This is a genomic window from Octadecabacter ascidiaceicola (assembly GCF_900185015.1).
GTDB classification, from domain to species: Bacteria; Pseudomonadota; Alphaproteobacteria; order Rhodobacterales; family Rhodobacteraceae; genus Octadecabacter; species Octadecabacter ascidiaceicola.
In genome coordinates, this window is the sequence record NZ_FXYD01000002.1 from 581,799 (window position 1) to 605,799 (window position 24,001).

Sequence of the window (24,001 nt, forward strand, 5' to 3'; positions counted from 1 at the left end):
TTATTCCGCAGGTGTGCTTGCGGCGGTGTCGGTGGTGTCTGTTTTCTTCTTGCGGCCAAAGCGTGCAGAGAGGCGTTGTGCACCTTCAACAAGGCCACCTGGCAGGAAGATAACAACGAGCATGAAAACGATACCCAATGTGAAGTGCCATTGTTTGCCAACGAAAATATCGGCGAACACGACCATCGCGTCTTCCAAGCCGTCCGGAAGGAATGCGAACCACTGGTGAAGAACGTCTTTGTTGATCTTGGATAGGATGTTTTCCATGTATTTGATCGAACCCGCTCCAAGGACGGGGCCAATGAGTGTTCCGGCGCCACCAAGGATGGTCATGATCACGATCTCACCAGACGCTGTCCAGAACATACGCTCAGGGCCAACCTGTGTATCCATTGCAACCATCAGGCCACCCGCAAGACCAGCATACATGCCGGAGATGACGAAGGCGTACAGAGTGTAAACCTTTGGTGTCAGGCCGGTGTAGTTCATCCGGTTCTGGTTGGACTTAACCGCACGAAGCATAATGCCGAAAGGGCTGCGGAAGATGCGGATCGACAGGTAGAAGGCGGCGATCATGGCCAAGGCTGCAATGTAGTAGCCAAGGTTGAATGTGAACACCCAGTTGCCCAAGTTCAACTCAAACGAATTGCCCATTTCAGCGCCAAACAAGTTTGCGCGTCCGATGCTGCCGTCTGTTGGCCCACCAATCAGCGGGTTGTCAGTGTTCTTGATCTGAAGACCCGTCTCACCACCAGTCAGCGGAGTCAGAACCGAGTAAGCCATCGCGAAGGACATCTGCGCGAAGGCAAGTGTCAGGATCGAGAAGTAGATACCGGAACGCTTCAGGGAAATCTTACCGATGACCCAAGCAAAGAAGCCACCGACAATGATCGCAAACAAGATGGCCGGGATAACGTTCAGTGTGAACAGTTTCAGTGACCAAATCGCAGCATATGACCCCACACCCAAGAAAGCGGCGTGACCGAAGCTGAGGTAGCCCGTGAGGCCAAACAGGATGTTAAAGCCGATCGCAAGGATCCCGAATATTACGAAACGCTGCATCAAGTCGGGGTAACCCGCGTTGAACTGCGCCATCGCAGAGCCTTCAGGGAAGGGGTTGAGAAGGAACGGGGCAAAAATCACCAGCCCGATTACAACCAGCATCAAAGTGCTGTCTTTTTTGTCTAGTCCTAGCATGGTTTAGTCCTCCATCACGCCTTTGCGACCCATCAAGCCACGAGGGCGGATCAGCAAGATCGCGATTGCGACCACGTAAATAACAATTTGGTTGATACCTGGCAGCAGGTTCACGACAGCCGGCATAGAGGCGAAGCTTTCGATAATGCCGAGCACGAAGCCCGCGAGGACCGCCCCTGGTAGGGAGCCCATTCCGCCAACAACAACAACCACGAAGCTTAGAACCAACCAGTCCATGCCCATCGTGTAGGCAGGGGAAACGATCGGTGCGTACATGACGCCGGCGATGCCAGCCACAGCGGCTGCAAGGCCGAACATGAACGTAAAGCGCTTGTCGATGTCGATACCCAGCAGGCCAACCGTTTCGCGGTCTGCCATGCCTGCGCGAACAACCATACCGAAGGTTGTGAACTGCAAGAAGGCAAAGACAGATGCGATAATCGCGCCTGAGAAGAAGAAGTACACAAGACGCCACATCGGGTAGACGACCACATTCGGGCCGTAGCCAAGCCAAACACCGAAGTCCACGCGGCCGTTCAAGGCATCAGGGGCAGGGGTCTGAATTGGGTTCGCACCAAAGTAGTACTTGATGACTTCGCCCAGAACGATCGCAAGACCGAAAGTCACAAGGATCTGGTCAGCGTGTGGACGCTTATAGAAGTGTTTGATCAATCCGCGTTCCATGACGAAACCGAGAAGGATCATAAACGGGATGGAGACCAGAATGGCGAGCGGCACGGCCCAATCCATAATGGCAGCACCTGCTGCCTGTCCAAACCAGTCTTGCACATAAAACACATCCACTTCGAGTGGATTTCCAAGAAAGTCAGTGCGTGTTTCATCAACAACCTTGTGCGATGAAGACAGTATCTTGGATGTTACGACGGCACAAAACGCACCCATCATGAACAGCGCGCCGTGTGCGAAGTTCACAACGCCAAGCGTTCCGAAGATGAGGGTCAGACCAAGGGCAATCAACGCATAAGCGGATCCCTTGTCTAAACCGTTAAGAATTTGAACGATTATCTGGTCCATGGACGTGGCCTCGGTTCAGGAAATTATGAATGGAAGAGGGGGTGCAGCGGTAGGGTTGGACGCGCAACATAAGCCGCGCGCCCGAATAGTTTACAAAGTCGCTTACGCGCCGTTGTTACACTCACCAAGAGTGGCTTCTGCGCCGCCCATCTGTGGGTGTGCTGGATCGTACATAACCTGATCAACAGGTGTAACTTCCACAACTTCAAGAAGGTCGAACTCTGACTCTGGGTTCTCTTTACCCTTCACAACGAGAACGTCTTTGAAGCACTGGTGGTCATCGCCACGGTAAAGTGTCTTACCGTTGCCCATGCCGTCGAACTCAAAGTCTTCAAGCGCTTCAGCGACCGCACAAGGTGCGAAGGAGCCAGCACGTGTAACAGCATCCGCATACAGAAGTGTCTGAACGTATGTTGTGTGTGCAGCCTGGGATGGTGGGAAGCCGTACTTCGTACCGAAGGAACGAACGAACGCCTGAGAACCCTCATCCTGCAAGGACCAGTGCCAGTTTGTGGAACCGAAGATGCCCTTAACGTTTTCGCCAGCACCACGCGCCATGAGGCGGGAGTACAGTGGAACAACGATTTCGAAGTTCTGACCGTTTGCCTGAGCTTCACGCAGACCGAACTGAACAGCGGATGTCAAAGAGTTGATCATGTTCCCGCCGTAGTGGTTCAGAACCAGAACGTCAGCACCAGAGTTCAGAACTGGAGCAATGTAGGAAGAGAAGTCAGTCTGTGTAAGAGGTGTCTTAACAGAGTTAACAGTTTCCCAACCCATAGCTTCTGTGGAAGCTTTAATCGCCTCCTCAGTTGTGTAGCCCCAGTTGTAGTCAGCTGTCAGGTGGTATGCTTTACGGTCTGTACCGTACTGCGCTGCAAGAACAGGCGCGAGAGCCGCACCAGTCATGTAGGAGTTGAAGAAGTGGCGGAAACCGTTCGCTTTACGGTCTTTACCAGTTGTGTCGTTGGAGTGTGTAAGGCCAGCCATGAAGATGACGCCAGCTTCTTGGCACAAAGCCTGAACAGCAACAGCCACACCGGAGGAAGACCCACCAGTAATCATGATTGCGCCGTCTTTTTCGATCATGGAACGTGCAGATGCGCGCGCCGCGTCGGATTTTGTCTGTGTGTCACCAGTTACGTACTTAACTTCGCGACCCAAGATGCCTGTGCCGTCCAGAACCTTGGAAGAGAACGTGCTCAGCATACCGCCGTCGCCGCCACCGTTCAGGTGCTCGACTGCCAGCTCATAAGCGCGCAGTTCGTCTGCACCCTCGTCAGCGTATGGGCCTGTCTGTGGAACGTTGAAACCAAGAACGACTTCGGAGTCGCCTGGTGCGTTCGTGAAACCAGTGTGGCCATCAGCGCGTAGATATGTTGGCAGTGTCAGGCCAGCACCAGCAACGGCACCAGTCTTAAGTACACCACGACGTGTAAAGTTTGATTTGGACATATAATCCTCCCTAGAGTGATGCAGCGGTTAGATGACCTTGGGCCTCCCGCCCGGCTGCATATGCTTTTAGTAGCCTGCTTAATAGACGGGCATTCTGAAAACTTAACAATAAGGGGTAGGGATAATTACAAAGTTTTGTAAAGACATCGACGCGGCAAGGCAGTAGATTGTAAATAAATTATCTGCGCACTGCAGAAACACGATGTAATTATTAAGGAATTCTAAATGCCGGATCGCGTTTTGACAGGGACAAGGGCACGCAATCGTCGGCTTGATCTTGGGTTGCGACAGGCACATGTCGCTAGGATTGTAGGGATTTCTGGCTCCTACTTGAATCTTATTGAACATAACCGCCGCAGAATCGCGGGGAAACTTTTGACAGATCTGGCAGAGGTGCTTCAGATCGATGCCGCGCTGCTGTCTGACGACACAACAGACGCCATCTTATCACCCATCAAAGAGGCCGCTGCTGCTTTCCCAGAGGCAATTGTTGAAGACGCGCGTGCTGAAGAACTGGTTGCCCGCTTTCCGGGGTGGGCGGCCTTGGTTGCCGCACAACGCCGCCGTATCACGCAGCTTGAAGAACGCACCGAGGCGCTAAGCAACAGGCTGGCCCATGACAGCCAAATCGCCAATTCCCTGCACGAGGTTATCTCAACGGCGACCGCAATCCGCTCGACCGCGAGCATTCTGGCCGAAACACCTGATCTTGATCGCGAATGGCGTGCTCGGTTCCACACCAACATCGATACGGACTCTGCGCGATTGGCGCAAAGTAGTCAGGCGTTGCTGGGGTTTTTGGATATGGAGATGGAAGCCGGGGACACCCAAACGGAATCCGCGATGGAAGTGGCAGAAGCGGAACTGGCCAAGTCAGGGTTTTATTTTCCAGACATTGATGCGGGGATGGAGCTGCGATTTGACGATGTGGAAGAACCCAGTGCGCGCGAGATTTTGCGAAACTGGGCCAAGGTTGCCCGTAACGATGCCGAACGCTTGCCTTTGGAGGAATTCAGTCAGGCGGCGCGGGCGACGGCCTATGATCCGGCTCGCCTGGCCGCTTGGTTTAATGTGCCGCTAAATGTGATTTTCCGGCGGCTGGCGCATTTGCCGACCGACCGGGAGCATCCGCTGATGGGGCTGGCTGTGTGTGATGCAGCAGGGGTGGTGACATTCCAAAAGCCAGTATTGGACTTCCGTCTTCCCAGATCTGGCGCGGCATGCCCGCTGTGGCCATTGTATCAGGCATTGACCCAACCTGGGCGGGCGATCCGACGTGTGGTTCGCTTACCAGGTGGGGCACATACACCATTTGAATGTTTTGCAGTCGCAACTCCGGTAGGCGATGTTTCATTTGTTGCGGAACCGCGCATTACCGCGACAATGCTGGTGCGACCAGCCAAAAACGAGGATACGCCTGATGTTGTTGGGCCGGGATGCAGGGTCTGCACGGTGAAAGACTGCACAAGCCGAAGACACCCGAGCCTTGTTTAATCCTCGAGCCTTTGACTTCGCCTTCTGTTAACGCGATAGTCACGTTGTCCGGCCCAATGGGGAGTTTGGGGCGCGGCATTTCAGACCTTTGGGAGGGTATGACAGCATGGGCCAACGCGTCCTTCTTATCGAAGATGAGCCAAATATCATCGAGGCGATCAGCTATATCCTAAGCAAGGATGGCTGGACCGTTCACACGCATTCTGACGGTGAAACGGCGATGGAGAAGGTGATGCAGGGCGTCCCAGACCTGATTATACTCGACGTTATGCTGCCTGGGCGGTCTGGTTATGACATTCTTCGCGACTTAAAGGCGCAAGACGCGACGGCGGATGTGCCTGTGATGATGTTGACCGCACGTGGTCAAGCGAAAGATCGTGAGATGGCGATCGGGCTAGGGGCGACGCAATTCATGACGAAACCATTCTCAAATGCCGATGTGCTGGAAAGCGTTCGCGCATTGGCCACGCCGTAATCCGTAGGGGGGCGGCGACATGATTAAGTCCAAACGAGCTGAGTTTCTTGAACGAAGCAGTTATCGCCAACGTCGGATTCGCGATGGCGCGCGCCTGCTTCCGATTGTAGCGCTCGTCTTGATGATATTGCCACTGATGTGGCCCCGAAATTCACCTGAACAAAACCAGACAAGCGACGGAATTATTTATATATTTGGCCTTTGGATTTTTCTAGTTTTTGTTTCTTTGTTCTTGTCTCGGGTATTGCGTTTTAGTGACCCATCTCGTGATGAAGAGGCGCGAATCCCGCGCGGCGGCGAATGATTTCGTTTAACCTGCTCATCTTCGTATCACTTGCCTACGTCGCCTTTTTGTTTTTAGTGGCGTTCGCTGCAGAACGCCGTTCTGCGCAGGGCAAAACCGGCTGGTTGCGCTCGTCGACGATCTACACGCTGTCGTTAAGCATCTATTGCACCGCGTGGACGTTTTACGGCGCGGTAGGTTATGCCGCGCGATCTGGCCTTGAATACTTGACGATCTACCTTGGGCCGACCTTGGTGATGATCGGTTGGTGGTGGCTGGTGCGCAAGCTGGTACGAATTGGCCGCACGCAGCGTCTGACCTCTATCGCTGACCTCATTTCGTCGCGATACGGCAAGTCTACGGTGCTGGGCGTTTTGGTGACGGTCCTCGCGATTGTAGGAACAACACCCTATATTGCTTTGCAACTTCAGTCGGTTACCCAATCTATCGGCGTGTTTGCTGCAAGCAGTGGTGAAACTTGGTTACCGCGTGATCTGAATAGTGCTGCGATGTGGGTCGCTGTTGGGCTGGCTGTGTTTACAGTGGTTTTCGGCACCCGAAACCTCGACGCTCATGAACGCCACCACGGGATCGTCTTGGCCATCGCGGTCGAAGCTGTGGTGAAGCTTTTTGCGCTGATGGCAGTTGGAATTTTCGTGGTTTGGGGCATTGCTGGCGGTGTCGGCCCGACGTTGGACCTCATTGACGCGTCTGCGCAATCGCAGTGGAACCCAGTTTCAGGGCGCTGGATTGGGCTAATCTTCGTCTCCGCTGGCGCATTCCTATGTTTGCCTCGGATGTTTCAGGTTTTGGTCGTGGAAAATTCTGACGAACGCGTTCTGGGAACCGCAAGCTGGGCGTTCCCAGCCTATTTACTCCTGATGAGCCTTTTCGTCATGCCGATCGCGGTGGTGGGGCTGGACCTTATGCCAGAGGGTTCGAACCCTGACTTGTTCGTTGTGACGCTTCCTCTCAGTGAAGGGCGGCAGGGTCTTGCGATTTTGTCGTTCCTTGGTGGATTCTCGTCTGCGACATCCATGGTGATCGTGGCGACCTTGGCGTTGGCGACAATGGTATCTAACCATATTATCGTTCCGAGTTGGTTAAACGCCCGTACACCCGGTGCCGTGGTTTCCGGTGACGTGCGGCGGGTCGTTGTCATCTCGCGGCGTATCTCAATCGGCGTGATATTGGCATTTGGCTACATCTACTTCCGTTTGTCTGGGGGCGGCACGGCTTTGGCGGTTATTGGCCTCGTGTCCTTCATGGGCGTTGTTCAGGTGCTTCCGGCGATGATTGGTGGCGTGTTCTGGCGCGGCGCGAACCGATGGGGGGCAGGGGCTGGCTTGATCGTTGGCTTTACGGTCTGGGCATGGACGAATTTTTTGCCGAGCTTCGGGATCGACGGCGCTATTTCCCAAGCTGTGTTCGAACATGGGCCATTCGGGATCGGTTGGCTAAGGCCACAAGCATTGTTCGGAATCACCGGAATGGATCCGTTTGTGCATGCGCTCTTCTGGTCAATGTTCCTTAACACCACAGCGTTCATGGTCGTCTCAATCCTGACCTTCCCGAACCCATTGGAACGCTTGCAGGGTGCGCAGTTTGTGAACGTGTTTGACTATTCCAGCGGTGCCCGCACATGGTCGCAATCCGCTGCGCAGGCTGAAGATCTACTCGTCATGGCGCAACGCATTCTTGGTGGCTCAGTGGCGCAGGCGACATTTCGGGCCGAAGCGAAATCCCAAGGCAAAGCAGGGTTTTTGCCAGACGTGACACCCGATTTCATTGGGCGATTGGAACGAGAACTGTCCGGTTCCGTGGGCGCGGCCACGGCCCATGCGATGATCGGTCAATTGACCGAAGGCACCATGGTTTCCGTCGAAGACCTGATCGCAGTGGCGGACGAAACCGCACAAATCATGGAGTACTCCAACGAATTGGAAGCCAAAAGCGCTGAGCAAGAACGTACTGCGCGCGCGCTTTTGGAAGCCAACGAAAAGCTGACCGCGCTGTCGATCCAGAAGGACGCGTTCCTTAGCCAAATCAGCCACGAATTGCGTACGCCGATGACGTCGATCCGATCATTCTCGGATATTTTGCGTGACAGCGAAGTCGAAGACGAAGCGCGTAAGCGGTTTGCTGGGATCATCCATGAGGAATCCAATCGCTTGACGCGTTTGCTTGATGATCTGCTTGACCTTGGCGTTCTGGAAAGCGGCCAAGTGCAGCTGAATATGGGGCAGGGCAGTTTGGCTGATGTGCTGGATCGCGCGGTGATCGCTTCTGGTGCGGACACTGGGAAGCTTTCAATCTTAAGAAAGCCCGGGGCCGAAGCTATTCTCGTTCAAACTGATCTGGACCGTTTGGCGCAAGTGTTCATTAACCTGATCAGCAATGCCGCAAAGTACTGCGCATCCGAAACGCCGCAATTGCGGATCACTGTGCGAGAGATAGACGGTGAAACTGTCGTTGATTTTTGTGACAATGGCGCAGGCATTCCAAAGGAAAGCCAATCGATGATTTTCGAAAAATTCTCGAGGCTTGAGGATGAAGGCAAAGCCGGCGGTGCAGGCCTTGGCCTCGCGATTTGTCGCCAGATCATGGGCGCGCTTGGCGGTGATGTTATCTATCTTCCCGGTCAGGGCGGTGCGGCGTTTCGTGTTACGCTACCAAAAACACAGGCATTGGCCGCGCAATAACCGATTTTCCCCCGTGTTGTTAGGGTGTTGGTAACCACATTCCCTCTACAAAGAACTATGAAATTTGACACGAGACAGCCCTGATGGACGCGGTTAACCCGATCCTGGCCCATAAACTTGGGCAGTTGCAGACTGAAGCACCAGAACTTGCTGAAAGTGCGACTTCTCCAACACGCCAAATGCGCCGTGCCTTGGGGCGTGCCGCAGACAACGCCGTTGGCCTATTGGCGTCCGTGCTTGGAATCTCTGAGGATCAGATGGATGCAGAAGGGTTGATAGAAGACGGGCCGGATGACTGGATCGTGTTAGGCCTGCGTACTGGTGATGCGGCTGGCCTTTCGGGGCTTTTCCTGATGGACCCACCTTTGCGGTCTGCTTTGATCGAGATGCAGACAATGGGCAGTTTGCTTCCCTTGCCTGAAACCCAGCGCCCCGTTACCCGCACGGACGCGGTGATGTCGGTGCCATTTGCCGCAAACTTGCTCGCTGAATTGGGCGAAGTCGAATTCGGTGCGCCAGACGTTAACCTCGCGGCGTATGATATCGGCCCGGTCGAAAATTTGCGCACCGCAGGGCTGGTAATGATGCAGGGGAGGTATCGCGTTTGGCGGGTTTCCGTTCAATTGGGCGGTGGGGAAGCGCAGGGCGAAATGCTGATTGCGTTACGCCCCAAGGATGCCAATGTTCCCCAGCCGACGGTGGATACGAACGCTTGGTCAAGAAATCTGCGCGATGCATTGGATGATGCCCCCGCTGACCTTGATGCTGTTCTGACAAAGATGACTTTGCCCATCAGCAAGATCGAAGCGTTTGAGGTGGGGCAGGTTTTGCAGCTGGCGGGGACAACGGTCGGATCAGTCACGCTCACGGGGCCGGGTGGTGAAGCTGTATCAACTGCGCGTCTCGGGCAGGTCGCGGGGAAACGCGCGGTGCGGATTGAAGATGCTCAAATTGAAATGCTGGACGATCCCCCGATGCTGCCTTCGGCTCCACAGCCAAGCCCACACAATACTGCTGCCACACCGGAGCCCACTCCGACGGCGGCTGACCTGGTTGGGGGATAAAGCTTAGCTTCCCGCGAGAGCATCCAATTGCGAACGCATCATGGACAGATCATATCCATTTTGCGCTGCGATTTCGGTGATCTCATCAGTGCTGCGCTTACCAGCTTGGGACAGTGCCCAAACAATTGCACTGCGCGTGCCGGACGCACAATAAGCCAGAACTGGCCCTTTTGCTTTGGCGCGGGCGTCGTCTAGTTGCGCCCCCATATCGGGTGAGAGCGTAATATGTGTGACGGGCAGCACCACAAGCTCAACCCCAGCCGCTGACGCGGCGGCCTGCATTGCATCCACCTGATGAGACGGCGGAACCTCTGCATCCGGGCGGTTGACGACGATGGTGGTAAACCCTTGCTCTGCGATCGCAGGCAAATCCTGCGGGTCTATTTGCGGGGAAACGGCGAAGTCGGGGGTCAGTTGGCGAATATCCATGCCCTGATTTAGAACGTGCTGCGGCACAGGTCTAGACCGCGCGGGGCACAAATCGACCTGTACCACCTTAGATTGTTGTGTTTGGGGGCTTTCCCTTTTTCTTTCAGCCAGCCATTCTGTTAACCATAGCGGGCCAACTGTATTTCCGGCCCGCAAGATTAGGAGTGACATGGCACGTTTGGTGCGGTTTCGAGTAATAGACGGGATTGCCGTTGTCACACTGGACGCGGCCCCCGTGAATGCGCTTTCTGCCCCCATGCGTGCAGGTCTTTGGGAAGTATTCAGCCGCATCGATAGCAACCCAGACATTAAAGCGGCGGTATTGATGGCCGCTGGGCGCATGTTTTCTGCAGGTGCTGATATTCGCGAGTTTTCCGATCCGGTTGCTGATCCGTCTTTGCCGCAGCTGTGCAACCATATTGAAGCCTGCACCAAACCCGTCGTTGCAGCCTTTCACGGGCAAACGCTGGGTGGTGGCGCAGAACTCGTTCTTGCGGCGCATTATCGTCTCGCATCTCCGGATGCGCGTTTTGGGCTTCCCGAAATCTCATTGGGCCTCGTTCCTGGGGCAGGAGGTACGCAGCGGCTTCCGCGTTTGATTGGGGCTGAGAGAGCGCTTCAGTTATTGATCACGACTAAGTCTATTGAAGCAGGCATTGCTCATCGGACCGGGCTTGTTGATGGGATCGTTCAAGGCGATCTTGGGTCTGGTGCCATAGCCTTTGCCCAAAACCTTATTGAGAGCGGGAAAGGGCCAAGGCCAACGCGAGACAATCGAAAGCACTTTCTGGACGCGCGCGCACATGCTGCTGCAATTGCTAAAGCACGCGCGAGCTTGGATGGTAGCCCGCTACATGCTCCAGAACGGGCTGTTGATTGCGTTGAGGTTGCGGCCTTGCTTCCATTTGATGCGGGTTTGGCGTTTGAGGACGACGCGTTCGCCCGTTGCATGGAACACCCTCAATCGATCGCTTTGCGGCATGTTTTCATGGCTGAACGAAAAATCGATAGCGCATTGATTGAAAAGGCCGAAAATAATTTCCGCCCCGTTGCGCCCATGGGAAAATCTGTAGCAACGCGACTGCGCAAGACAGTGGTAAAAGCCGCAGAACACCTCGTTGAAAACGGTGAGAACGAAGCGGACATCGACGGTGCCATGGTCGCCTATGGTTTTCGCAAAGGGCCGTCTGGAGGTAGAACGAAAACCGAAAGAAATTCCGAAATAGAACGCAAAATGATCGCAGCGCTTGTTGTTGAGGGCGCTGCATGCGTTGATGAAGGGGCGGTCCAACGCCCATCAGATGTGGATGCGCTAGCGGTTCACGCGATTAGTTTTCCGCGCCGCATGGGTGGCCCGATGCGTGCTGCTCAGTCTATGGGGCTGATCGGTTTGCGCAAAGACATGCGCGTTTGGGCGCAAGACAGCGAAATATGGACTGTACCAAACCTGCTTGATGAAGCGATTAAAGACGCGCGCGGGTTTGACGCCGTCGAAAGCTCTTAGGTCAGGATCACGCCCAAGACGACGCACATCAACCCGATGACCGACAATAAGAATGACCCAAGGTTCAGTGGCAAAACCGCCTGAATCTTTGCGCGCAGTTCCTCGTCGTTGGCTGCTTCGCGTTTTGCACGGCGCACTTTCAGGATGCTCAGAATAATTCCCACAAGCCCAATCACCGAAATGACGGCACCAATGCTGATCAATAGGTCCATTTGCGTCTCCTGTTTGCCAGACATCGGGTACAGCGCCTGCGGCTTGCACGCAACCGCTTGCCGCGCGGCGCGGGGGCGGTTAGGGAAGGGGCCGATCCAACCCATATGAGGCCCGACATGTCTGACACATCCATCGACACAAGCTACCGCGTAACCGCAGACGAATTGCGTCAGTTCGTTGAACGGATCGAACGCCTTGATGCCGAGAAGAAAGACCTCGCCGAGCAGCAAAAAGAAGTGATGGCCGAAGCCAAGGGGCGCGGCTACGACACCAAAGTCATGCGCAAAGTGATCGCACTGCGCAAGCGTGACAGCGACGACATCGCCGAAGAAGAAGCCGTGCTTGAGATGTATAAAGAAGCGCTTGGCATGTAATCGCCCCAAAAGGGCGTTTTCATAAACGGCTGATCAGAGGGTCACGCGACCCTCGATCAAGATATTTGTATGCCCACCGATGCGCATTGGCCCGTTGTCCGGATCGTCCGGTAACGGGATCACATGCACGCGGCCAAGACGCCCGATACAGGTGCCTTGCGCGACGATATGCGGGGCTTTGACGCGGCCCTGTGACTGCATCCAATGGGCGAGGGCTGCGTTCAAAGAACCCGTGATCGGGTCCTCAGTTAGACCTGACCACATTGAAAACATGCGAACTTCATAGTCTGCATCGCCATCCTTGTGAGGCGCAATAAGGCCGACGGCCAAGCCTTTGACAGGTGATATTGCGACAGCATCAAGTGTTAGCAGATCATCGGCGTCACGCATTTCAATCGCATGCCAAACGGGGCCATTGTCCAGAACCGCGTGGCTGTTGATGCGCGTCGGATCAAGGTTCAGGGCGGTGGTGATTGCCGCAAGCGTTGCCTCTGGCATTTCACTAACCACCGTCGGCGGGGCAATAAACGCCGGCGTATCACCACTAAGGTCGATCTCAACCAACCCAACACCGCAGTTCTGCCGGATCACACCCACCTGTTTGGGCGTATTCCCCGCAGCCATCCAACAGGTCGCCGTGCCAAGGGTAGGGTGCCCCGCAAAGGGCAGCTCGCGCGAGACCGTGAAAATGCGGATGTCGTAATCCGCAGCAGGATCAGTCGGCGGGCAAACAAAAGTGGTTTCCGCCAGATTGGTCCAGCGGGCAAAGGCCTGCATGTCATCATCGCTCAGCCCGTCGCCATCCAACACAACGGCCAGCCCGTTACCACCCGTAGGCGTCGTGCTGAAAACATCGCATTGCATGAACACGCGGGATCGGGCGGTTTTATGGGCCAATGAAGTTAACCCCTTCCATGCTGACGATACGGTCGATGTCTTCGTCATAGTTCGCCGTTAGCTGTGCCACGGTTTCATCCGTCCAGCCGGGAATGTCGATCTCGTCCTCGATTTCGTCGTCCAGCGCGTATTTTTCCAAGAACGCCGCAATAATGCGCCGCTTTTGTTGCTCCGTCTGGGGCGGGTTGGCCTTCAGGTAGGTGACAAAATGCTTCATGCCATCCGCACTCATGATCGCGCTGAGCAGGTCAAACCCGCCTGTAATCTTGGCCAATGGATCAACGCCTCCGAGCTCGCGAATAAGCTGGGCCCAAATAAGCGGGGTGTCTTCGTTACACCAAACCGTCAGGCTGGCGCGCGGTAGAATCGTGCGAATACGTGCAATCAAGTCGGACCAGCGCAAATCAAACGGATCGATGCCATTCATAAACTTGGTAAAATTATTTGCGCTGCTGTCCCCGAAAGTGGCGGGGATGAACGTCGCAGGATTGCGCAAACCGATGAATATTTCGATATCATCGTTAGGAAACAGATCCGAAAGGCCCTGAAGTTTCTGCTCGGCGAGCGTGTAGAAAATTCCATCTTCAAAAACACGTCGATGCACGCACATGAACTGGGCGTGGCTCATCACAAGGCGGTTGCACTGCTCATCGTCGAGAATCGCATCCATCAAGATTTCGCGCGTGTCTGCTGCAGGTGCTTGTCCATCAAGTGCTTGAATCGTCTCGCGAATCAAACGTCGGTACTTGCCCGGGCCCGGAACCTTCACACCCTGCGCAGCAAAGGTTTCAGCGTTTTTGAGTACAGATTTAAGGAGTCGATCCTGATCCGTACAATTTGCGCCGATATGGTAAACAATTTGCATGAAATCCGCGCCCGTTGCCGTTGTGAAATGGTGTTTTTTGAACCTTAAGCGCGATTTACGACCAGTGGAACCTTCATTGATGCAGATTTCTGTTCAAAACCCTCTTGCGCGAACTCAAAAGGTCCCTTAAGTCACCGCCCAGTGCCCCTATAGCTCAGCTGGTAGAGCAACTGATTTGTAATCAGTAGGTCCGCGGTTCGAGTCCGTGTGGGGGCACCATTTATTCTAAAATTACAAATATATATCAATAATTTAGATCGTATTTCTATTATTCAGGCCACCTTTTGGCCCACCGCACCAAGTGCGAAACAGCGTGTTGCCATGTTCTGCCTTGGTCAGACCAGAATCAACCGCTACCCTGACCCAGCCTAGGTATGTCTAACCCTAGGGCATCGCGATGCTCTTCAATCATGGAGAACATTGTGATGAGGATACTTTCAAAACGTCAGGTCAAAGAGTTGGTTCTATATTCACCGCAACACATCGCACGCCTAGAGAAGGCAGGCTCATTCCCAACGCGGGTACAGCTGGGCCCGAACCGGGTGGGCTGGGTTGAGGCTGAAGTGTTGGACTGGCTCAATGAACGCCTGGCACAGCGTTAGAACCCCACCGACACTCCTGATTTCAGGAGCTGGGTGGCTGGCTTTGCAAGGCTGGTCACCCGACCTCATCAAACTTGACCGATTTTCAGCGAGCTACTGGAAGGCAGTTTCAATCCTCTGAAGCAAGGGTTTGCTCCTTGAGTTTGTTCCGCTATTTTCAGATTACGACACCTTACTATGAGGACGTGAAGCCGGAAAATCGATATCTGAACAGACTTTTGCATTGCATCTATATGTGTACTCATCTTTGGTTACAAAAAAACTGGTGGGAATATGACAGCCGAAAAGCACAGATCGATGGCTAACGATGCACTTGCGTCCATCTCAACTTGGAAGCAAAACTGGCCGATTTGGGAGCCTGATATTCTTAGGCGAACCGATAACCTTACGAACCCAGCAAAGATACATGACCTTGGAAGCCATTTGAGAGAAGTGTTCTTTCTTACCAATACTGGAAGAAATCAGGGTTCAGTTTCAGCAGGCGGTGCTGGGTGGGAAAGCTTAGTAACGTGGTATCTAAATTTAGTTTTTACAGGTACAAATGCGGTTGCGATGAGGCAAAGCCAAGGGGTCGTTCCGAAGACTCTCCTAGATGCAACAACAATTAGCTACGGCAACAATCAAACGAACACAGAGTCTGATGTTTGTGTGGTTTTGTACCCCAAAGACTTCGCATTTCCTGCCGAGGGCAGAAATTTCTTTGACGCATTGGACGATGAGGTAACAAGACGAATTGGCGATCTAGAGCTTGGTATTATTCAATGCAAAACTAATTGGAACGATAATGCGCAAATCCCAATGCTCTGGGATATGGTCTATCGAGCCACTTTTGGAGCAGGGACAAACATCCACATTGGGAAAAATGGATACAGCGTTCGGAACCTGAGGCGATTTACCTATTCGTTTGTGACGGTACCATCGCAAAAAGAGGACAGAATGCCCAAAAAGAGTTCACAAATGGCGGTGAAGAGGGTCAACCAGCTCACAGGTGGCAACTACTGGGGTTTGCCGACGAACTCCGGTGTGGCGCTGTCATTGTCAGAAATTTTTGACCGCAACTACGGTTCGGCTTTCGATGTCAATATTCGCGCTAGCATTGCAGACGCCATTAAAAATAGGGTCGGAATGTTTGGCGCACGCTAGCTGACGCCCAAAATTCCCTCGCAAAAATGTTTGCCCAGCTCTTGCGCCAATCGCACCGGTACGGCATTCCCGATCTGAGTATACTTCGGTACTTCTCGCTCAAAGTTGTTTTCGCGTGGATTGCCAGCGCGACGTATTCCTCCAGTAGTACGCTTGCCTGCAAACTGATACCAGTCTGGGAACGTCTGCAGCCGAGCCCACTCACGGACGGTGAGGGTGCGTGGCTGGGCGTAGTGGACGAAGTCGTCGGGCAGCGAACAGGCTGTGATAGAAGGCCCCATGTTTCCCCAATGTCTTGGTAGGAGCCGCTGGGCAAACTTCTTGGTGCGCATGCTTTCAGGGATTGTGCCGCCATTTTCGATCATGGCCTCAAAACGGGCGCGAACATGCGCTGCGTGTTTGCTGTATTCCTGCTCGGTGAGTGGGTCGCCCTTTTTGAGCTTTTTTCCAGCCAGCGTAGTGCGCATGGTTTTCTGCCAATCGGACTTAGACGAATTGATATATGTATTGGTCTTGCCGCCGTACTCGAAGTCTGGGTCAACCAGATCAGACAAGACGTTTTCAAGGTGCGGGTATCCACCTACAATGCGCGGAAGAAATCCACTTTCCACAGCATCAACCTTGTCTGAAGTAGGCGCGCAAATATCCTTGCGAACACCCACTAGCAACACGCGTGGCCGGTTTTGCGGGACTCCGTAGTCCTTGGCGTGGATCAGTTTGTACCGGACCTCATACTCGACCAGCTTCTGGAAGGTCTTGAGGACGTCTTTGAAGATTTCGCCTTTGGTGCCATCCTTCGTCCAACGCGCGCGAAGCAACCCCTCGACGTTCTCGAACACAAACATCTTTGGCCGGACTTGGTGCACAAAGTACGCCATGTCTTGATAGAGGTGGTTAGAGGGTAGCTGTGTTTTGTCCACTGAGTACGAGCGACGCAAGCCTATGCCCGAGAAGCCTTGGCATGGTGGTCCACCTGCAACCAGATCAACCTCACCATTCGAGAAGTCGCGATCAAACTGGTTCTTAAGGTCGCCAAACAAGTTCCCGAAGAAGGATTCGTCCGCCACCACTTTTTTGATGTCTTGCGATTTGAAGCGTTCGCGCAGATGCGGGTACTCTTCTTCACGGTTGATAAGGTATGTTTCCAGCGCATCGCTGTTGAGTTCGTTGACAAATAGCGGAAAGAAGCCAGCTTGCTCCAAGCCCAAAGACAGCCCGCCGCAGCCAGCAAATAGGTCGATGAAGGTTGGGTGTCCGTTCATTTCTCGCAAGACTAGGTTCTCCTCATATCGCGTTTCTACAGCGACAGACTATGAATGTCCAGGAAAAAATGGAATGAATATTCACGTTTTGTACTGGCAGCTAGTCCAGCCTAATTGAGCAGCGAAATGCGCTAGTTTCAGAGAAACCAGCAATCGAACGAAGACTCTTTGAAATTTAAATTGTCACTCAGGCAGGGCGGGCGGGATTTATGACCCTATAGGGTCATAAATTTCGGACCACAAAATACCCCCTAAACCGTTGTTCTGGAAACAGTCTGTCAACTAGACAGGTCGGTTAGAAATCCGCCACGATTTCCGGCATTGGTTAGGAAATTGATTTGTCAAAGGTACTCGATCTCTCAGTCACAGACCGATCCGTTGGGGCTGGTCGTTGGCGCGTCTGTTTATGGATACGTTACTCAAAACCCAGGAAGGTATGTGGATCCAACAGGGGAGCTCGTGCCGGCGCTGTTAGCGGGGGCCGCACTCGGATTTTCATTTGGCGTATTAGACCAATATTTAGCTCACGGCTGGAACTTCGAATGTTACAATCCGTGGCAAATAGCAGGATCAACCGCAATTGGCGGCGCTTTTGGTGGAGTAGGACATGCCGGACGTTTCTTGAATCCTATTTTGAAGCGGGCGGGAATAGGGCGCACGGTGAACACTCGGAGAGGTCCAAGGCTCCAAAATTTCTTTGAGAATTCGCACTTTATACCGAGCCGTGGCGTTGCAGGCGGTGGACTTGCAGCCGCAATCGGACACTCTAGCTTGAATACCACATTTGTTCCGTGGATGTATCACGCTGCAACTGATAGGTTTGCCCATCGATTCTTGCATAGCTATCTCAAAGACATCATTCCTTCGGCTGGCCGCTTTGGAGCTCTCTTCAGGGCACCACCTTGGATGTTTGGCTGGAGCGGTTCATTGTTTTCCGAACCAGATAGTTGTAGGTGTCAAGAATAGATGGAGGACGGTCGGTTTGGCTAAGCGCGATAGCATTGATGTAGTTGATGAGGTGACGATATCTCCAACACCATCCAGAGTGTGGTTTGTGTTCTTTGGGGTGATGTTTTACCCTGCAGTCCTGTGGAACAAAATCAGACGGCGAACATTCAGTAAGTTCGAGGAAGCCTTGATCGCAGAGCTATGCAGTAAATTGCCACCGGATCAAACTCTGATTCTAGAGAGCCAATTGCGCGAGGTGAATTACGTAAGTCATGTGTGCTACAAAAGAAAATCGGAGGCGATTTTATTTAAGATGCGTCCATGGGGCCCCGATCTAAAAAGGAAGAAGAAGTTTGCATTCACCGATCTAACTGTCATTTTGGCGACGTTAACAATTCTTTTAGACGGTAAAAAATGCCGTGTTGATTTCGTTTGTAACCGGGGCATCATGTCAATTATCGAATTTGGCATCGACATTCGAGGTCTTTCGAACCTTTCAGAGGTCGAAGTGACGAATGTGGACACCACGCCACAAGCGTTGGACGACTTTGGGCAGGCATTAGACTAAATTTTGTATGCCGTGAAAGGCAGGAACTGATATGCGATTTGCTCTCAACACTGGGCCGCTGCCATTGAGAGAGTTGAGCGCATCGGTTCGCGGAGTGTCTCTAGGGCAATGTCGCAGGCACGTCCTCGCTGATCCGCGAATACCTCTGGGCCGGAGATCGCCTGATCGGGGTTTGGGAAAACGGCGCCTACTACCCCGTGCGCACGGATCACATCGGCCGTCCGATCTTCGCCACGAACATGAGCGGCACTGTCGCCTGGGACGCCATATAGCCGCCGTTCGGCGGCGTGGAAACCTATGCGGATTCTTTCTTTTCGGCTGCTCTCAGTTTGCCAAAGCGACTGACAAGAACCAACTGTGTGCCCGTTCAGCAGGTTCAAGAATCAGAATGTACATTTGCCCGTCATGCTCAACAAAGTTTTCTTCACCAGCGAGGTTGAGTTCTGTAGGGCGCCCTTCACGGGCAACCAGAAGCGCCTCCGCTATTTCGGGCAAAAGACCAGCCCTCGCGGAGGCTTCGTCCAACTGGTTTTGGTAGTGTGCTGACACTTCACTAGAAACGTTAAAACGCGCGGACGCCTTAGCTTGCAGGACCGCAGCAAACCCAGCATAAACTATGAGAATGACCAGAGTTGCTATGAGCGTGACCCCAGAATCCTTTCGACGTAAGGCCGCGTTATGCGTCGGGCTCGTAAGCATTTATGGTTTGACCTTAGTGCTGTTTGGGAGACCATTGCCGTTCGACGCGCTGGTCGTCGCGTTGTGCCTGATCCCGTTAAGTCTTTGGGTTACTCTACAGGACTTAAAAGACTTTACGATACCGAACATGGCGGTTTTGCTGATTGTCGGACTGGGTATCATAGCCAACATTCAGTTTTCCCCAGATATGTTCCTTTTCAATGCAGTTGCTGGCTTAGTGGTACTGGCATTATTCGGCACAATTGGAGCTGTGCTTTTTCGTGTGAAGGGCGTGGATGCATTGGGGTTTGGCGACGCAAAGCTGATAGCTGCTTGCAGCCTTCTTTGTGGCGTTGCGGCCTTGCCCACTCTTTTGCTGATTGCATCTTTAGGTGGTATCGTTGTCGGTCTAATTCAACTAAAACTGGGCAGGGCGAGTGGGGTCGCGTTCGGGCCCTATATTGTATTCGCAAACTTCCTTGTCTGGCTAACTGGGCCCATTCACTTTTGAGGTAAAAATGGTACGTCGCAATCCCAACGCTGGCACAACATTGTTGGAAGTCTTGGTCGTGTTGGCCATCATCGCAATGATCGCGGCGCTTGCCGCCCCGCGCCTGATGGACAGCTTTGGGCGGGCCAAAGGGCAAGCCGCTGAAATCCAACTTGTGAATGTCGATGCGGCTCTGCAACTCTATTACCTTGATGTCGGCAGCTACCCAACTGAAGCAGAGGGATTGGGTGCATTGCTCGAAGCTCCTTCGACCGGAGAGGGCTGGCAGGGGCCATATTTGGATCAAAGTAATTTAATGGACCCATGGAGTCGGGCGTGGATCTACCACCAACCGGGCTCAAATGGGCGCTTTGACCTCATGTCATTGGGCCGTGACGGTCAACCTGGGGGAAACAACGAAGATGCCGATATCTCGCGGTGACGCTCGATTTTTCCTGGCTGAACGGCCAATGGAGGGAAGACTCGTCCATCCGCTCCAGTGACCTCAAATTTGATGAGTTGCGGGACGAGAGTTGCATTGTGCCAATCCGAGAACCAACCGCTTGGCGATCGGGGCATCTTCGAGCCATAGAAGGAAACGGTTACGTCGCTGATATCTACATAGAGTAGGTTGTCTAGGTTAGGCTGATCGCCGACTTGCGAAAACGTGAATGCCGTTGGTGACCAACTCGCTTGCCACCACCCTCGGTCAGGAGAAAATACTGCGATTGTTTTGCCGTCATCCTCAACACGTAACACTTGCTCCAGCGGGTTTTGCGGGCCGGCTAATGGGATCGCTTCGAAATGCTTCAAAAGCTCGAAGCGCGCCAATGCGGCAGCCGAAGGACTTGCGCCATTTTCCACTCGCGCCCAGACTTGCGAACCAGTACGTCCAATAGATGCCAGAGCAATCGCAATGGCACTCATCAAAACCAGAGCGATCAGCACTTCTAGAAGCGCCATACCGGCATTTGAGGTGCGCTGATTCATTGCTCTTGGGGCCCGACGACGAAATATTCACCTCGAAACGGCTGGGTGGCGCTTGTGAGATCGTCGACTGTAACTGTCATTTGATACAGAGCCAGAACAGGAGCGTAGCGGTTATTTTCGGGAATGGCCTGTTCTTGGAAACTCAATTCAATTTGATACCGCCCTTTATAGGTTTCATGTCTTGGAGTGCGATCGCGGGTTACCCTAACTTCTTCGACCAAAGAGCGCGCAAACTCGATTTGTTCGAGTTGAACTTGTGACGTTGAAGAGATCCGACCAACACTGCCAAATATTGTTAGTATTGGAATGCCAATCAAGGCGACGCAGGCCAATGCTAGCAAGGTCTCAAGTAAGGTGTAGCCTGAATCAGAATGTCGCAAGGTTGCTGACCTGTAACACGGCTGAGATCACCACGAAGACCAAAAGGCCAATGCAGCTCCCAACAAACAAGGTTAAAAGGGGTGAGATGATGGCCACCCACTTTGCGGTGAACGCTGCGTATTGCTTTTCCATGATTTCTGCGGCCAGCCTCAGCGACGAGGGGAGTTCGTTTGCGTGTTCGCCAAAAGCGTAGAGACGTGAAAATGAGAACGGCACGTTAGCGGCCTTTTCAAAAACGCCGCTTGAGGGCTCACCCACTGAAATTTGATTTATGGCATCTTGAAGTAACTGCGCCTGTGGTTTTCGTGCAAGTGGAAGGCAAGTCTGTAGCGTTTCAGTCAAGGAATGCCCAGACTGAAGCAGTGCCGCCATCGCTCGGCTCAATCTCGAAAAGTCACGCGCATGAAAATTCCTCTGCATCGCTGGAAGGCGTGAGTAGATTATGCGGAACATTGCCCAAATAGCCACGGCACCAAATGCGGCCGAGCCCAACAACACTGCTATGGAAAATGGTGCCTTTCCCACAACCCAGCGCCGAAACCTTTCTAAGTTATCAAGAACTCCTGTTACCTCTTGGCCCGAAGCCGCGATGGTTCCATGCAAGGTTGGTGTTAGGAAAAATACGATCATAGCAAAAACACCGATGCCGACGATTACTAAGAAAACTGGATAAGCCAGCGCAGCTACCACTTTGGACTTTGTTTCGCTTCGTTGTTCAAAGTAACCAGCGGCTTCAGATAGCGAACTGGCAAGCGCATTTGATGAACTGCCGCCACGAACAAAAATCAGAAAGTCTTGGGGGAAGCTGCCGACCGATTTGAATGCTTCTCCGACGTCCATGCCGCTCTCAAGAGAATTCCGAACACGAACTAATAGCTTTCTGACTTTGGGTGCGGAATGCATTTGGGCCGCCATTTCGACCGCTGCATCGAGGGTATGGCCTGCGGACAAAGTTGAAGAAAGAAACCAACAGAGCTCTGAAAGACCCACACTGGATAACTCCGACCGGAAGAGCGAAATATCTCTAGTCAGCCAGCTCTTTGACACTGCAGGGGATCGGTCAAAGAATTCAAAAACCGTAAGGCCTTGGCTTTCCAAATCAACCAACGCTTCAGATTGTGAGGAGGCGAGAGAAACCCCTTCGACGTCCAACCCTGATTTATCAGTTGCCCTATAGAAAAACTCTTTCAGCACGGCCTCCTAGCGTAATATTTCCGACAGGCTGTGTGTCGGTTCGCCCAATCCCGACTGCAATGTACTGTCCGCTCCAGACAAACGCACCCGCCAATCCGATGTGAATTGATCAGCTTGTTCATCGGTTCGAATGATGCGTGGTCGAATTAGGATCAACAATTCAGTTCTATCTTTCGAGCTATCACGATTGCGAAATGCGCTGCCTAAGAATGGGATGTCGCCAAGCCCAGGCACACGGCTGTCAGTGAGGTTGTCGCGTTCTTGGACCAAGCCACCTAGCGCAAGAGTTGCGCCGTCCCGCAAAACCACGCTGGTCGTGATCTGGCGTTGGCGAATAGTAGGGGAGTCGATCCCTGAGGTGTTTGTATTCGCTACACTGCTTACCTCTTGGCTGATCTCTAACGTCAACGTGTTTCCGGCGCCAATTTGAGGCCGCACGCGTAGAATGACGCCTGTGTCTCTGTAGTCGATGGTTGTCACGACAGGTGCACCCGCATCCTTTGTCGAAACCGCAGTTTGGGTTGCTACTGGAACCTGATCACCAATCTGTAACTCAGCTTCTTTGTTGTCCAAAACCATCAAGGTCGGAGACGAAATTATCTTCACATCCGTGGCCCCGGCTAGTGCGTTCAGAACAACTGATGAATCCCCAAAGGTAAACAGGGACGAAAAGCCTGGGAAGTTAGGTGAAACACCGCCACTTGCCGCATCTGAAAAAGTTGTGTTGGAATTACGTTCATCCAAGAAGAACCGCACCCCGAGGGATACTTCGTCGTTTAGCGTTACTTCTGCAATGGTCGCTTCGAGGGCAACCTGCGCCGCTCTGTTGTCCAAATCATGCAGCAAACGCCCAATCTCCGCGTGTTCCGGCTGGAGCGCCCTAACAATAAGCGCGTTTCGTTCAGGATCTGCTGCAACCCGAGGCTGTTCCGACATAGACGCCGCTGGATTATCTCCATCTGATGACGTGGCCGTGATTGTTCCTCCGCCGCCGAGTATTTGATTTAGCACTGGAGCAAGTTCCGCTGCTTGGCGGTTCTGAAGTGGATAGACCCGCGTGTATTGCTGTGACTGACCAGCCGTGCGGTCAAGTTCATGAATCCATCGTTTCGCTTCATCCATGTATTGTGAACGAGACGAGATAACGAGGACAGAATTTAAGCGGTCGTTTGGATGAAACTCAATGACACCATCAAGTAGACCACCATTACGCGCACCAAAAATCGCCTCTAGCTCTTCAACGACGGCACTGGGATCGGCTGCCTCAAGACGAACAATTGCAATGGATTTCCCACGCATAACATCGACGTCGAACAGGTTGAGCGCATCCATTGCGGACTCTAGCTGGCCTGCAGAGCCAGACAACAGTATCAAATTTCGATCACTATCGGCGACAGCATTTAACCCATCATCCGTTAGAGGGCTGAGTATTTCGACCATCTGCCCTGCAGAGATGTGCTCTAGCGGAGCTACAATGATTGTCGCATCCGTTACGCCGTCTGATCCTACGGTTTGAAATGTTCGACGACCATTGGTTCCAGCGACAATGCTGAAAATATCACCATCAACTTCAAGGCGCGCGCCGTTTGCGTTCAGTGCGGCTTGAAACAGGTCAACAAGAGCCGATTTTGGAATTGGCCCCGTAGACTGGATCGTGATCCGTCCCTCTAAACCGTCTTGAATTACGAAACGCTTGTCCAAAACCTCAGCAATGATAGCTTCGGCAGCGGCGGAAATACTTGCGTCCACAAGCGTAAT

25 protein-coding genes and 1 tRNA gene are annotated in these 24,001 nt (G+C 53.1%); 13 read left to right on the forward strand and 13 right to left on the reverse strand.

From position 1 onward, the window contains the following. From OCA8868_RS08295 to OCA8868_RS08305, 3 genes are all read right to left on the reverse strand, one after another. Positions 1–1,197, reverse strand: a complete 1,197-nt coding sequence (locus tag OCA8868_RS08295) for a branched-chain amino acid ABC transporter permease (protein ID WP_093996076.1) — start codon at positions 1,195–1,197, stop codon at positions 1–3. 3 nt (positions 1,198–1,200) lie between these two features. After that, on the reverse strand, positions 1,201–2,232 hold the full coding sequence (locus OCA8868_RS08300) for a branched-chain amino acid ABC transporter permease (protein ID WP_093996077.1): 1,032 nt from the start codon (positions 2,230–2,232) through the stop codon (positions 1,201–1,203). 102 nt (positions 2,233–2,334) lie between these two features. Further along, positions 2,335–3,687, reverse strand: a complete 1,353-nt coding sequence (locus tag OCA8868_RS08305; protein WP_093996078.1) for a substrate-binding protein — start codon at positions 3,685–3,687, stop codon at positions 2,335–2,337. A gap of 225 nt (positions 3,688–3,912) precedes the next feature. On the opposite strand from OCA8868_RS08305, the gene OCA8868_RS08310 reads away from it, so the two are divergent. The 5 genes from OCA8868_RS08310 to OCA8868_RS08330 all read left to right on the forward strand — a co-directional run bounded on the left by OCA8868_RS08310 (position 3,913) and on the right by OCA8868_RS08330 (position 9,705). Then, the gene (locus OCA8868_RS08310; protein WP_093996079.1) at positions 3,913–5,181 is read left to right on the forward strand and encodes an XRE family transcriptional regulator; all 1,269 of its coding nucleotides are present in this window, start codon (positions 3,913–3,915) and stop codon (positions 5,179–5,181) included. A gap of 106 nt (positions 5,182–5,287) precedes the next feature. Further along, positions 5,288–5,656, forward strand: a complete 369-nt coding sequence (locus tag OCA8868_RS08315) for a response regulator transcription factor (protein ID WP_093996080.1) — start codon at positions 5,288–5,290, stop codon at positions 5,654–5,656. 19 nt (positions 5,657–5,675) lie between these two features. Next, on the forward strand, positions 5,676–5,960 hold the full coding sequence (locus OCA8868_RS08320; RefSeq protein ID WP_093996081.1) for a hypothetical protein: 285 nt from the start codon (positions 5,676–5,678) through the stop codon (positions 5,958–5,960). Further along, complete coding sequence (locus OCA8868_RS08325) at positions 5,957–8,641, forward strand: ATP-binding protein (RefSeq protein WP_093996082.1); 2,685 nt, start codon at positions 5,957–5,959, stop codon at positions 8,639–8,641. Before OCA8868_RS08320 ends, OCA8868_RS08325 begins: the two co-directional genes overlap by 4 nt. Before the next feature lie 83 nt (positions 8,642–8,724). Further along, positions 8,725–9,705, forward strand: a complete 981-nt coding sequence (locus tag OCA8868_RS08330; protein WP_093996083.1) for a FliM/FliN family flagellar motor switch protein — start codon at positions 8,725–8,727, stop codon at positions 9,703–9,705. A gap of 3 nt (positions 9,706–9,708) precedes the next feature. On the opposite strand, the gene OCA8868_RS08335 is transcribed toward OCA8868_RS08330, so the two are convergent. After that, positions 9,709–10,134 carry a protein tyrosine phosphatase family protein gene (locus OCA8868_RS08335; RefSeq protein WP_093996214.1) on the reverse strand — a complete coding sequence of 142 codons (426 nt, stop codon included), beginning with the start codon at positions 10,132–10,134 and terminating at the stop codon, positions 9,709–9,711. Between the two features lie 169 nt (positions 10,135–10,303). Here OCA8868_RS08335 and OCA8868_RS08340 point away from each other — a divergent pair, with 169 nt between their 5' ends. After that, positions 10,304–11,638 (forward strand): enoyl-CoA hydratase/isomerase family protein, encoded by a 1,335-nt coding sequence (locus tag OCA8868_RS08340; RefSeq protein WP_093996084.1) that lies wholly within the window; start codon positions 10,304–10,306, stop codon positions 11,636–11,638. Here the strand turns inward: OCA8868_RS08340 and OCA8868_RS08345 are convergent. Next, a complete protein-coding gene (locus OCA8868_RS08345) occupies positions 11,635–11,850 on the reverse strand; it encodes a hypothetical protein (RefSeq protein ID WP_093996215.1) in 216 nt (71 codons plus the stop codon). The two genes, OCA8868_RS08340 and OCA8868_RS08345, sit on opposite strands and share 4 nt — an antisense overlap. A gap of 117 nt (positions 11,851–11,967) precedes the next feature. On the opposite strand from OCA8868_RS08345, the gene OCA8868_RS08350 reads away from it, so the two are divergent. After that, the gene (locus OCA8868_RS08350; RefSeq protein ID WP_093996085.1) at positions 11,968–12,225 is read left to right on the forward strand and encodes a DUF2312 domain-containing protein; all 258 of its coding nucleotides are present in this window, start codon (positions 11,968–11,970) and stop codon (positions 12,223–12,225) included. Between the two features lie 33 nt (positions 12,226–12,258). On the opposite strand, the gene OCA8868_RS08355 is transcribed toward OCA8868_RS08350, so the two are convergent. Together OCA8868_RS08355 and OCA8868_RS08360 are read right to left on the reverse strand one after the other, a co-directional pair. Continuing rightward, positions 12,259–13,122, reverse strand: a complete 864-nt coding sequence (locus tag OCA8868_RS08355; RefSeq protein WP_245848116.1) for a PhzF family phenazine biosynthesis protein — start codon at positions 13,120–13,122, stop codon at positions 12,259–12,261. Beyond that, the gene (locus tag OCA8868_RS08360) at positions 13,112–13,987 is read right to left on the reverse strand and encodes a hypothetical protein (RefSeq protein ID WP_093996087.1); all 876 of its coding nucleotides are present in this window, start codon (positions 13,985–13,987) and stop codon (positions 13,112–13,114) included. The genes OCA8868_RS08355 and OCA8868_RS08360 overlap by 11 nt, the downstream gene beginning before the upstream one ends. A gap of 143 nt (positions 13,988–14,130) precedes the next feature. Between OCA8868_RS08360 and OCA8868_RS08365 the strand changes: the two genes are divergently transcribed. From OCA8868_RS08365 to OCA8868_RS08375, 3 genes are all read left to right on the forward strand, one after another. Beyond that, positions 14,131–14,206, forward strand: a tRNA-Thr gene (locus OCA8868_RS08365). A 206-nt stretch (positions 14,207–14,412) separates the two neighbouring features. Continuing rightward, positions 14,413–14,589 (forward strand): helix-turn-helix transcriptional regulator, encoded by a 177-nt coding sequence (locus OCA8868_RS08370; protein ID WP_093996216.1) that lies wholly within the window; start codon positions 14,413–14,415, stop codon positions 14,587–14,589. 297 nt (positions 14,590–14,886) lie between these two features. Further along, positions 14,887–15,732, forward strand: coding sequence for a hypothetical protein (locus OCA8868_RS08375; RefSeq protein WP_143849572.1), 846 nt, complete (start codon positions 14,887–14,889; stop codon positions 15,730–15,732). Here the strand turns inward: OCA8868_RS08375 and OCA8868_RS08380 are convergent. After that, positions 15,729–16,994 (reverse strand): DNA cytosine methyltransferase, encoded by a 1,266-nt coding sequence (locus OCA8868_RS08380; RefSeq protein WP_093996089.1) that lies wholly within the window; start codon positions 16,992–16,994, stop codon positions 15,729–15,731. The genes OCA8868_RS08375 and OCA8868_RS08380 overlap by 4 nt on opposite strands. A 982-nt stretch (positions 16,995–17,976) precedes the next feature. Between OCA8868_RS08380 and OCA8868_RS08385 the strand changes: the two genes are divergently transcribed. Beyond that, on the forward strand, positions 17,977–18,510 hold the full coding sequence (locus OCA8868_RS08385) for a hypothetical protein (RefSeq protein ID WP_143849574.1): 534 nt from the start codon (positions 17,977–17,979) through the stop codon (positions 18,508–18,510). 324 nt (positions 18,511–18,834) lie between these two features. Here OCA8868_RS08385 and OCA8868_RS16660 read toward each other — a convergent pair whose 3' ends face one another. Then, entirely contained in the window at positions 18,835–19,209 is a 375-nt protein-coding gene (locus OCA8868_RS16660) for a hypothetical protein (RefSeq protein ID WP_179214813.1), read from the reverse strand. A 34-nt stretch (positions 19,210–19,243) separates the two neighbouring features. Between OCA8868_RS16660 and OCA8868_RS08395 the strand changes: the two genes are divergently transcribed. Continuing rightward, the gene (locus tag OCA8868_RS08395) at positions 19,244–19,699 is read left to right on the forward strand and encodes a prepilin peptidase (protein ID WP_179214814.1); all 456 of its coding nucleotides are present in this window, start codon (positions 19,244–19,246) and stop codon (positions 19,697–19,699) included. Positions 19,700–19,706: 7 nt separating this feature from the next. Then, positions 19,707–20,120, forward strand: coding sequence for a type II secretion system major pseudopilin GspG (gene gspG / locus OCA8868_RS08400; RefSeq protein ID WP_093996093.1), 414 nt, complete (start codon positions 19,707–19,709; stop codon positions 20,118–20,120). Here the strand turns inward: gspG and OCA8868_RS08405 are convergent. Genes OCA8868_RS08405 through gspD form a run of 4 tightly spaced genes read right to left on the reverse strand, consistent with a single transcriptional unit; the run spans position 20,078 to position 23,992 of the window. Beyond that, positions 20,078–20,668, reverse strand: coding sequence for a PulJ/GspJ family protein (locus tag OCA8868_RS08405; RefSeq protein ID WP_093996094.1), 591 nt, complete (start codon positions 20,666–20,668; stop codon positions 20,078–20,080). The genes gspG and OCA8868_RS08405 overlap by 43 nt on opposite strands. Next, complete coding sequence (locus OCA8868_RS16495) at positions 20,665–21,048, reverse strand: hypothetical protein (RefSeq protein ID WP_143849576.1); 384 nt, start codon at positions 21,046–21,048, stop codon at positions 20,665–20,667. Before OCA8868_RS16495 ends, OCA8868_RS08405 begins: the two co-directional genes overlap by 4 nt. Further along, the gene (locus OCA8868_RS08415; protein ID WP_093996096.1) at positions 21,035–22,243 is read right to left on the reverse strand and encodes a type II secretion system F family protein; all 1,209 of its coding nucleotides are present in this window, start codon (positions 22,241–22,243) and stop codon (positions 21,035–21,037) included. Before OCA8868_RS08415 ends, OCA8868_RS16495 begins: the two co-directional genes overlap by 14 nt. 6 nt (positions 22,244–22,249) lie before the next feature. Further along, positions 22,250–23,992, reverse strand: coding sequence for a type II secretion system secretin GspD (gene gspD, locus OCA8868_RS08420; RefSeq protein WP_179214815.1), 1,743 nt, complete (start codon positions 23,990–23,992; stop codon positions 22,250–22,252). Positions 23,993–24,001: the final 9 nt, after the last annotated feature.